The sequence below is a fragment of the Streptomyces sp. ISL-12 genome, from assembly GCF_018614415.1.
In the GTDB taxonomy this organism is placed as follows: Bacteria; Actinomycetota; Actinomycetes; order Streptomycetales; family Streptomycetaceae; genus Streptomyces.
The window spans coordinates 36,883-46,033 of sequence record NZ_JAGGOO010000065.1; the positions used below are offsets into that span (position 1 = coordinate 36,883).

Here is a 9,151-nt window from a genome sequence, read left to right on the forward strand (position 1 = left end):
CGGCCGAGTCCCCTCCCGCCGGTGCCGGCGGGTGTCTGGTACAGGCACCGGACGGGGGTCCGATCCACCCCTCCCGGAATGAAAGGTCCCTGCATATCTCGGTCGCATCACGGAGGCCGGGCGGCCGGTTGCACACCCTTGACAGTCTTATTGGTCTGGGCCAGTCTCCCCGTACTGGTCTACACCATTGGTCCAGTCCCGGCCCCAAGGGCGGTCACGCGTCGGCGAGTTACCGCGGGGAGGCAGGGGGGTTGTGGCATCCCTGAGGAGGGTGGCGTGAAGCGCAAGCTGATATCCGCGATCGGTGTCGCGGGCATGATGGTCTCCATCGCGGCGTGCGGGGGCGACGACGGCGGCGACAGTGAGGCCGGGACGAAGGGCCAGACCCTCACCGTGTGGGTGATGGACGGATCGTCCCCCGACCAGTGGCAGAAGGACCTGGGCGCCGCCTTCGAGAAGCAGACCGGTTCGAAGGTCAAGTTCGAGATCCAGCAGTGGAACGGCATCCAGCAGAAGCTCACCACCGCCCTCTCCGAGGAGAACCCGCCGGACGTCTTCGAGATCGGCAACACCCAGACCCCCGCCTACGCCAAGACCGGCGGCCTCGCCGACCTCGGCGACCTCAAGAAGGAGATCGGCGGCGAGTGGACCGAGTCCCTCAACGCCTCCTCCGTCTACGAGGGCAAGCAGTACGCGACGCCCTGGTACTTCGCCAACCGCGTCGTCGTCTACAACAAGAAGGTCTGGGCGGACGCGGGCATCAAGGACACCCCCAAGACCCGGGAGGAGTTCTACGACGCCCTGAAGACGATCGGCGAGAAGACCGACGCCGAGCCGATCTACCTGCCCGGTCAGAACTGGTACCACTTCGTCGGCCTGGTGATCGGCGAGGGTGCCGAACTGGTCAAGAAGGACGGCGACACGTACGTCTCCAACCTGGCCGACCCCAAGGTCACCGCGGCGATGGAGACCTACAAGAAGTTCCAGGACCTCTCCGAGGCGCCCAAGGACAAGGACGAGGCCACCCCCCAGCAGGCCGAGGTGTTCGCCAAGGGCGACGTCGGCGCCTTCATCGGCATGGGCTGGGAGGCCGCCACCGCCATCGAGGCCAACCCGAAGATCGAGCAGGACATCGGCTACTTCACCATCCCCGGCGCCACGGCCGACAAGCCCGAGGGCGTCTTCCTCGGCGGCTCCAACCTCGCCGTCGCCGCCGGCTCCACCAAGCAGGACCTGGCCAAGGAGTTCCTGAAGCTCGCCCTGTCCGACAAGTTCGAGGGGCAGCTCGCCAAGGAGAACGGCGTCATCCCGAACAAGGAGTCCCTCCAGACCAACCTGAAGGGCAACGCCCCGGCCGAGGCCGCCGCCCCGGCCGCCGCCGTCGGCGGCACCACGCCGCTGATCCCGGAGTGGGCCGCGGTGGAGAACGCCCCCAACCCGATCAAGACGTACATGACCGCCGTACTGAACGGTAAGTCGCCCGCGGAGGCGGCCAAGCAGGTCGAGGGCGAGTTCAACAAGCGCCTGGCGCAGCAGCAGTAGGAGCCGCCGGCTTCAGCGGACACGGGGACCGGTCGGCGTACCGGCCCCGTGCCCGGCGCCGTTCAGGCCGACAGTCGTTCAGGCCGAGGAGAGAGATCGCGAGCATGACCGTGCAGACCGAACGGCCGCCCTCCGGCCCGGCGGACGTCAGCAAGACGGCCGGCGGGGCGTCCGGCGGGCCGCAACCGAGAGCCGCGTCGCGCACCGGCGCGCTCGTCCCGTACCTGTTGCTGCTGCCCGCCGTCGCGGCCACCGTGCTGCTGCTCGGCTGGCCGCTGGTGAAGGACCTGCTGCTGTCGTTCCAGAACCTCAACATGGCGCAGCTGATCCAGCACGTCACCGAGTGGAACGGCATCGAGAACTACAAACAGGTCCTCACCGGCGAGGACTTCTGGCGGGTCACCCTGCGCTCGATCCTGTTCACGGCGGTCAACGTCGCCCTGATCATGGTCCTGGGCACCCTGGTCGGCCTCCTCCTCGCCCGCCTCGGCAAGCGGATGCGGGTCACCCTGCTGATCGGCCTGGTGCTGGCCTGGGCCATGCCGGTGGTCGCCGCGACCACCGTCTACCAGTGGCTGTTCGCCCAGCGCTTCGGCGTCGTCAACTGGGTCCTCGACAAGCTCGGCTGGCACTCGATGGCCGACTACAGCTGGACCAGCAGCCAGATGTCGACGTTCTTCGTCGTCACCCTGCTGATCGTCTGGATGTCCATCCCGTTCGTCGCGATCAACCTCTACGCGGCGACCACCACCATCCCCGGCGAGCTGTACGAGGCCGCGGCCCTCGACGGCGCCGGCGCCTGGCGGAGTTTCACCACCGTGACCATGCCGTTCCTGCGGCCGTTCCTCTACGCGACGACGTTCCTGGAGATCATCTGGGTCTTCAAGGCGTTCGTCCAGGTCTTCAGCTTCAACGGCGGCGGCCCGGACCGGCTCACCGAGATCCTGCCGGTCTACGCCTACGTCGAGGGCGTCGGCAACCAGCACTACGGCATGGGCGCGGCGATCGCCGTCCTGACCATCCTGATCATGCTCGGCCTGACCGCGTACTACCTCAGGATCGTGCTCAAGCAAGAGGAGGACGAGGCGTGAAGCGCTCGCTCTTCGGCCGGCTGTGGCCCAACGTCACGGCCGTCGTGTTGTTCATCGGCTTCGTCTTCCCCGTGTACTGGATGTTCGCCACGGCGTTCAAGCCGACCGGCGACATCATCTCGGAGAACCCGGTCTGGTTCCCGACCGACGTCACCTTCGAGCACTTCAAGACGGCGGTCGACGCCGACAACTTCTGGACGATGGTCGCCAACTCGCTGATCGTCACCGTCCTCGCGGTCGTCTTCTCGCTGGTCGTCGCGCTGCTCGGCTCCTTCGCCCTGGCGCGGATGCGGTTCAAGGGACGGCGCGGTTTCATCATCGCCTTCATGTGCGCCCAGATGGCGCCCTGGGAAGTCATAATCATCGCGATCTACATGATCGTCCGGGACGCCTCGATGCTGAACAGCCTGGTCCCGCTGACGCTCTTCTACACGATGATGATCCTCCCCTTCACCATCCTGACGCTGCGCGGCTTCGTCGCCGCCGTGCCCAAGGAACTGGAGGAGTCCGCGATGGTCGACGGCTGCACCCGCGTCCAGGCGTTCCGCCGGGTCATCCTGCCGCTGCTCGCGCCGGGTCTGATGTCCACCTCGATGTTCGGCTTCATCACGGCCTGGAACGAGTTCCCGCTGGTCCTGGTGGTCAACAAGGAGGCCGAGGCGCAGACCCTGCCGCTGTGGCTGTCCAGCTTCCAGACCGTCTTCGGCAACGACTGGGGCGCGACCATGGCCGCCTCCTCCCTCTTCGCCGTCCCGATCCTGATCCTGTTCGTCTTCCTCCAGCGCAGGGCCGTCAGCGGCCTGACCGCCGGTGCCGTGAAGGGCTGAGGCCACCGATGACGACACTCACCAGCGGTACCGACACCCTCACCCGCGACGCCCTCGCCGTCCTCCAGCCCGGCTTCACCGGCACCACCGCCCCCGACTGGCTGCTGCGCCGCCTCGGCGAGGGGCTGGCCTCCGTCGCCCTGTTCGGCCGCAACATCGCCACCGCCGAGCAGGTCGCCGCGCTCACCGCCCAGGTGCGCGCCGAGCGGGACGACGTACTGATCGCCATCGACGAGGAGGGCGGCGACGTCACGCGCCTGGAGGTGCGCACCGGCTCCTCCTTCCCGGGCAACAACGCCCTCGGCGCGGTCGACGACCCCGACCTGACCCGGGCGGTCGCCGCCGAACTGGGCCGCCGCCTCGCGGCCTGCGGCGTCGACTTCGACTGGGCCCCCTCGGCCGACGTCAACGCCAACCCCGACAACCCGGTGATCGGCGTACGCTCCTTCGGCGCCGACCCCGCCCTGGTCGCCCGGCACACCGCCGCCTACGTCACCGGCCTCCAGTCGGCCGGTGTGGCAGCGTGCACGAAGCACTTCCCCGGGCACGGCGACACCGCCGTCGACTCCCACCACGCGGTGCCCCGCATCGACGCGGACGCCACGGTGCTGGCCGAACGCGACCTGGTCCCGTTCCGCGCCGCCATCGCCGCCGGCACCCGCGCGGTCATGAGCGCCCACATCCTCGCCCCGGCCCTGGACCCGGACCTCCCCGGCACCCTCTCCCGCCGCGTCCTGACCGGACTCCTGCGCGAGGAACTGGGCTACGACGGCCTGATCGTCACCGACGGCATCGAGATGCGGGCCATCGCCGGCACCTACGGCATCGAACGCGGCACCGCCCTCGCCATCGCGGCCGGCGCCGACGCGATCTGCGTGGGCGGCGGCCTCTCCGACGAGGACACCGTACGGCGGCTGCGGGACGCCCTGGTCGCCGCCGTGCGCGCCGGTGAACTGCCCGAGGAACGCCTCGCCGACGCGGCCGAGCGGGTCCGCGCCCTGGCCCGCTGGACGACGGCCGCCCGAGCCGCCGGGCCGTCGACCGCGCCCGACGAGGAGGTCGGCCTGCGCGCCGCCCGCCGCGCCCTGCGCGTCACCGGCGCCGCCTCCTTCGCCCCCCTCACCGCACCGCCCTACGTCGCGCAGCTCACCCCCGCCCCGAACATCGCGGTCGGCGACGAGACCCCGTGGGGCGTCGCCGCCGAGCTGTGCCGGCTGCTGCCCGGCACGGAGACGGGCGGCTTCACCGGCCCGGACGCCGGCGCCGAGGTGCTGCGGGCGGCCGGGGAGCGCCGGGTGGTGGCCGTGGTCCGCGACGAGCACCGCCACCCCTGGATGGCGGCGGCCCTGGACACCCTGCTGGCCGCCCGCCCCGACACCGTCGTGGTCGAGATGGGCGTCCCCCAGGCCCCGCCCCGCGGCGCCCTCCACCTGGCCACTCACGGCGCGGCCCGGGTCTGCGGCCGGGCGGCGGCGGAGGCCATCGCGGGCGTGCGGACATGAGAAAGGCGCCGGTCCCCTCTCGTGGGGGACCGGCGCCTTTCCCGTACGTGTCTCAGATGCCCTGCCACTCCGGCTTGTTGGCGTACGTGTGCCGGAAGTAGCCGGCCAGCTTCAGCTTCGACGCGGCGGCCTCGTCGACGACGACCGTGGCGTGCGGGTGGAGCTGGAGCGCCGAGGCCGGGCACACCGCCGCGACCGGTCCCTCGACCGTCGCGGCGACCGCGTCCGCCTTGCCCTCGCCGGTGGCCAGCAGCACCAGGTGCCGGGCCTCCAGGATGGTGCCGATGCCCTGCGTGATCACGTGGTGCGGCACCTGGGCGATGTCACCGTCGAAGAAGCGCGCGTTGTCCACCCGGGTCTGCTCGGTCAGCGTCTTGATCCGGGTCCGGGAGGCCAGCGAGGAGCACGGCTCGTTGAACCCGATGTGCCCGTCGGTCCCGATCCCCAGCAGTTGCAGGTCGACCCCGCCGGCCCCGGCCAGCGCCCGGTCGTACGCTTCACAGGCCGCCTGCACGTCCGCCGCCGTGCCGTCGGGCCCCAGGAACGCGTCCATGCCGATGCCCAGCGGCTGGAGCACCTCACGCCGCAGCACCGACCGGTACGACTCCGGGTGCTCCGCCGGCAGCCCCACGTACTCGTCGAGCTGGGCTATCCGCGCCCGCGAGGTGTCCACGGAACCCGCGCGCACCTTCGCCGCCAGCGCCTCGTACACCGGCAGCGGCGTCGAGCCGGTGGCCACCCCGAGCAGGGCGTCGGGCTTGCGCTTGAGCAGCTGTGCCATGGCCCCGGCGATCAGCTCGCCGCCCGCCCTGGCGTCCGGAACGATGACAACTTCCACGCTGGCCTGCCGTTTCGAAGAGGGGACTCGAGAACGCCCGGGAAGGGCTGTGTGGTGGTCCGGTGTGGTGCCCTGTGGTTTAGACCAATCCTCAGAACAATTTAACAGAGCGCCTCCTTACCGGCCCCACACATGACCCGTCCGGGCTAGGCTGCTGCCGACTGCTCGGACGTCCGAGCAGTCGTGGGGAAGCGACAACGCGAACCCGTTCCTGTGCATGGACACCGATAGTGGTCTAGTCCACAATGGGCGTCATACTTCCGCTCTCCCCGCACAGGAGGGCGGACCGAGGAACCGGAGCTCTCTGCCCTGACTGCCCCGGCTCCTCGGCCATCGGCCGACCGGGACCGCACACCCCACGGCCGTTGTTGCTCCGGGCTGCGGTGCCGGGAGGGTTGAGGGTCCCTCCCAGGCGCCGCGGCCCGCGGGTGTTTCCGGGGGGCCTGCGGGCCCTCGGGGGTCCGCGGCCGTGGAACGGCTCGTTCCGGGCGCTGTCGGGGCCGCCAGGTACGCTCGACCACGTGCCCTCCATGAACGAACTCGTACGCCAGCACACCGCCCTCGACAGGTCCGACCTGGAATGGCTGCACCTGCTGGTCTCGGAGTGGCAGCTCCTCTCCGACCTCTCCTTCGCCGACCTGGTCCTGTGGGTCCCCACCCGCGACGGCACCCGGTACGTCTCCGTCGCCCAGATGCGGCCGAACACCGGCCCCACCTCCTACCAGGACGACATGGTCGGCCACCTGGTCCCGCGCGGCCGGCGCCCCATGCTGGACATCGCGCTGGACGAGGGCCGGATCGTGCGCGAGGGCGACCCGGAGTGGCGCGAGGAGGTCCCGGTCCGCATCGAGTCGATCCCGGTACGGCGCCAGGGCCGCGTCCTCGGCGTGATCGCCCGCAACACCAACCTGCTCACCGTGCGCACCCCGAGCCGCCTGGAGCTGACCTACCTCCAGAGCGCCTCCGACCTCGCCCAGATGATCGCGGCCGGCGCCTTCCCGTTCGAGAACCAGCAGGTCGACATGGACGCCTCCCCGCGCGTCGGCGACGGCCTGATCCGGGTCGACGGGGACGGGATCGTGCAGTACGCCTCCCCGAACGCCCTGTCGGCCTACCATCGCATGGGGCTCGCCGCCGACCTGGTCGGCCACCACCTGGGCCGTACCACCGCCGAACTCGCCCCGACCCACGGGCCGGTGGACGAGGCGCTCGCCAAGGTGGCCAGCGGCTGGGCGCCGCGCGAGTTCGAGATCGAGGCCGCCGACGGCGTGATCCAGTTCCGCGCCATCCCGCTCAAGCCCAAGGGCACTCGCATCGGTTCGCTGGTGCTGCTGCGGGACGTCACGGAACTGCGCCGCCGCGAGCGCGAGTTGATCACCAAGGACGCCACCATCCGGGAGATCCACCACCGGGTGAAGAACAACCTCCAGACGGTGGCCGCCCTGCTCCGCCTCCAGGCCCGCCGCATCGAGTCCGAGCGCGGGCGCGAGGCCCTGGAGGAGGCCGTGCGCCGGGTCGGCTCGATCGCCATCGTGCATGAGACGCTGTCCCAGAACCTGGACGAGCGGGTGGAGTTCGACGAGATCGCCGACCGGGTGCTCGCGATGGTCGCCGAGATCTCGCCGGGCAAGGTCGCCGGCCGGCGCACCGGTCACTTCGGCATCCTGGACGCGGAGGTGGCGACCCCGCTGTCCATGGTGCTGACCGAGGTGCTGCAGAACGCCCTGGAGCACGGCTTCCGCGAGGGCGACACCGGCACGGTGGAGGTCTCCGCGGTCCGCGGCGGCACCTCGAAGGAGTCACGGCTGCTGGTCACCGTCCAGGACGACGGCGTCGGTCTGCCCGCGGACTTCGACCCGCACCGCTCCGGGAACCTGGGCCTCCAGATCGTCCGCACGCTGGTGGAGGGCGAGTTGAGCGGCTCCTTCGACATGGTCCCGGCCCCGGAGGGCGGCACCCGGGTGATCTTCGACATCCCGGTGCGCTCGCAGAAGTAGCGCGACGGAGGCGGGCACAGCAAAAAGCCCCGGATCGACGGTGATCCGGGGCCAGTGCTCGCTGCGGGGTACTGCGCGCTGCGGCTCGGGGGCGGGGGATGCGTACTCGCTGCACGCGCCGCCAAGCTCAGGCTGTCGCGGGGCGGGTGTGTCAGGCGGAGGCCTGACGGGCCCGGTTGCGGGCGGCGCGGCGCTTCATGGCACGGCGCTCGTCCTCGCTGAGACCACCCCAGACGCCGGAGTCCTGACCGGACTCGAGCGCCCACTGCAGGCACTGCTCCATGACGGGGCAGCGGCGGCAGACGGCCTTGGCTTCCTCGATCTGCAGCAGCGCAGGACCGGTGTTGCCGATGGGGAAGAAGAGCTCGGGGTCTTCCTCGCGGCAAACGGCGCGGTGACGCCAGTCCATGGCTGCTACCTCTCCTTGGTATTACATGCAGATTGCTTGTGAATGTGAACGCTTTCACGAATCCCTCAACAAGGGAAGGGCCGACCGTCAGGTTCCCTGGCGGGGTCCTTGGATTGAAGAGGGGTTCCGGTGATCTGTGGAGGCCGATGTTGCGGGCCGTCCCGATCGCCACGTAGAGACTCGCAAACCTCAGCGGCGGATACAACCCCTTCCGGAAAGTTTTTTTTGATTCTTCGGTGTCGACTAGGTCACAGCCGTACTTCCAGGGGGTGGACCCTGGTCTAAACGTTCGAGTGAAAGGACTTTCGCTGCTTCTGCTCACACAATCACACGCAGTGCACGGCGTACGCCTGTGAACGTCACGCTCGTCCGCAGCCCCAGGTGGTCACCGTCCATCTGGAGGGGCAGCGGCACCTTCGAATGCAAGGTGAACTCGGACATGTCGTGCAGCGAGACCGCGTGTCTGCCGTGGGGTCCGCGCTCGGGGGACGAAGTGAGCAACTGGGTGCCATACCGGGCAACCGCGGTCGTCGTCATCCGGCTGAGGCCGAGCACGTCGAGGCCCTTGTCGAACGAAGCTTTAGGCGACGCGTACATCGGGTGATTGCCCAGGAACGTCCACGGCGAGGTGTTCGAGACTATGGACAGCACCAGACCGGTCACCGGTTCCGCGTCCGGCCGGGTCAGCGTGATCGTGCCCTGGCGGCGGTGCGCCTCGCCGAAGAACTGACGCAGCACCTGACGGACGTAGAGCGCGTGGGTGGACTTCTTGCCGCGCTCGCGGTGCTGCTCGACCCGGCCGACCACGCCGGCGTCGAAGCCGAGGCCGGCGTTGAAGGTGAACCAGCGGGCCGGTACCGCCTCGTCCTCCGTCCCCGGGGTGCCGGAGGCCATGCCGAGCCCGACGGTCCGCTCGCCGCCCTCGCGCAGGGCGTCCAGCAGGGC

Annotated in this window: 8 protein-coding genes; 5 read left to right on the plus strand and 3 right to left on the minus strand. The window is 70.0% G+C overall.

The features are described from left to right. Positions 1–276: 276 nt before the first annotated feature. The 4 genes from J7I94_RS18475 to J7I94_RS18490 all read left to right on the plus strand — a co-directional run bounded on the left by J7I94_RS18475 (position 277) and on the right by J7I94_RS18490 (position 4,962). Positions 277–1,542, plus strand: coding sequence for an extracellular solute-binding protein (locus J7I94_RS18475; RefSeq protein WP_215168228.1), 1,266 nt, complete (start codon positions 277–279; stop codon positions 1,540–1,542). A gap of 104 nt (positions 1,543–1,646) precedes the next feature. Beyond that, positions 1,647–2,633 carry a carbohydrate ABC transporter permease gene (locus J7I94_RS18480; RefSeq protein WP_215168229.1) on the plus strand — a complete coding sequence of 329 codons (987 nt, stop codon included), beginning with the start codon at positions 1,647–1,649 and terminating at the stop codon, positions 2,631–2,633. Next, positions 2,630–3,460 carry a carbohydrate ABC transporter permease gene (locus J7I94_RS18485; protein ID WP_215168230.1) on the plus strand — a complete coding sequence of 277 codons (831 nt, stop codon included), beginning with the start codon at positions 2,630–2,632 and terminating at the stop codon, positions 3,458–3,460. Before J7I94_RS18480 ends, J7I94_RS18485 begins: the two co-directional genes overlap by 4 nt. Before the next feature lie 8 nt (positions 3,461–3,468). Continuing rightward, positions 3,469–4,962: a glycoside hydrolase family 3 protein gene (locus tag J7I94_RS18490; RefSeq protein ID WP_215168231.1), complete on the plus strand. Its 1,494-nt coding sequence runs from the start codon at positions 3,469–3,471 to the stop codon at positions 4,960–4,962. Positions 4,963–5,014: 52 nt separating this feature from the next. Here the strand turns inward: J7I94_RS18490 and nagB are convergent, their stop codons facing one another. Continuing rightward, positions 5,015–5,800, minus strand: a complete 786-nt coding sequence (nagB, locus tag J7I94_RS18495; RefSeq protein WP_215168232.1) for a glucosamine-6-phosphate deaminase — start codon at positions 5,798–5,800, stop codon at positions 5,015–5,017. A gap of 530 nt (positions 5,801–6,330) precedes the next feature. On the opposite strand from nagB, the gene J7I94_RS18500 reads away from it, so the two are divergent. Further along, positions 6,331–7,797: a sensor histidine kinase gene (locus J7I94_RS18500; RefSeq protein ID WP_215168236.1), complete on the plus strand. Its 1,467-nt coding sequence runs from the start codon at positions 6,331–6,333 to the stop codon at positions 7,795–7,797. A 151-nt stretch (positions 7,798–7,948) separates the two neighbouring features. Here the strand turns inward: J7I94_RS18500 and J7I94_RS18505 are convergent, their stop codons facing one another. Next, complete coding sequence (locus J7I94_RS18505) at positions 7,949–8,206, minus strand: WhiB family transcriptional regulator (RefSeq protein ID WP_003973730.1); 258 nt, start codon at positions 8,204–8,206, stop codon at positions 7,949–7,951. 318 nt (positions 8,207–8,524) lie between these two features. After that, a partial coding sequence (locus J7I94_RS18510) for a diacylglycerol kinase family protein (RefSeq protein WP_374198401.1) occupies positions 8,525–9,151 on the minus strand: 627 nt, incomplete at its 5' end.

Excerpts from the sequence above, each read along its gene's own strand:
- J7I94_RS18480 (WP_215168229.1), top strand. The coding sequence starts at position 1,647 with ATGACCGTGCAGACCGAACGGCCGCCCTCCGGCCCGGCGGACGTCAGC.
- J7I94_RS18490 (WP_215168231.1), top strand. The coding sequence starts at position 3,469 with ATGACGACACTCACCAGCGGTACCGACACCCTCACCCGCGACGCCCTC.
- J7I94_RS18500 (WP_215168236.1), top strand. The coding sequence starts at position 6,331 with ATGAACGAACTCGTACGCCAGCACACCGCCCTCGACAGGTCCGACCTG.
- J7I94_RS18505 (WP_003973730.1), bottom strand. The coding sequence starts at position 8,206 with ATGGACTGGCGTCACCGCGCCGTTTGCCGCGAGGAAGACCCCGAGCTC.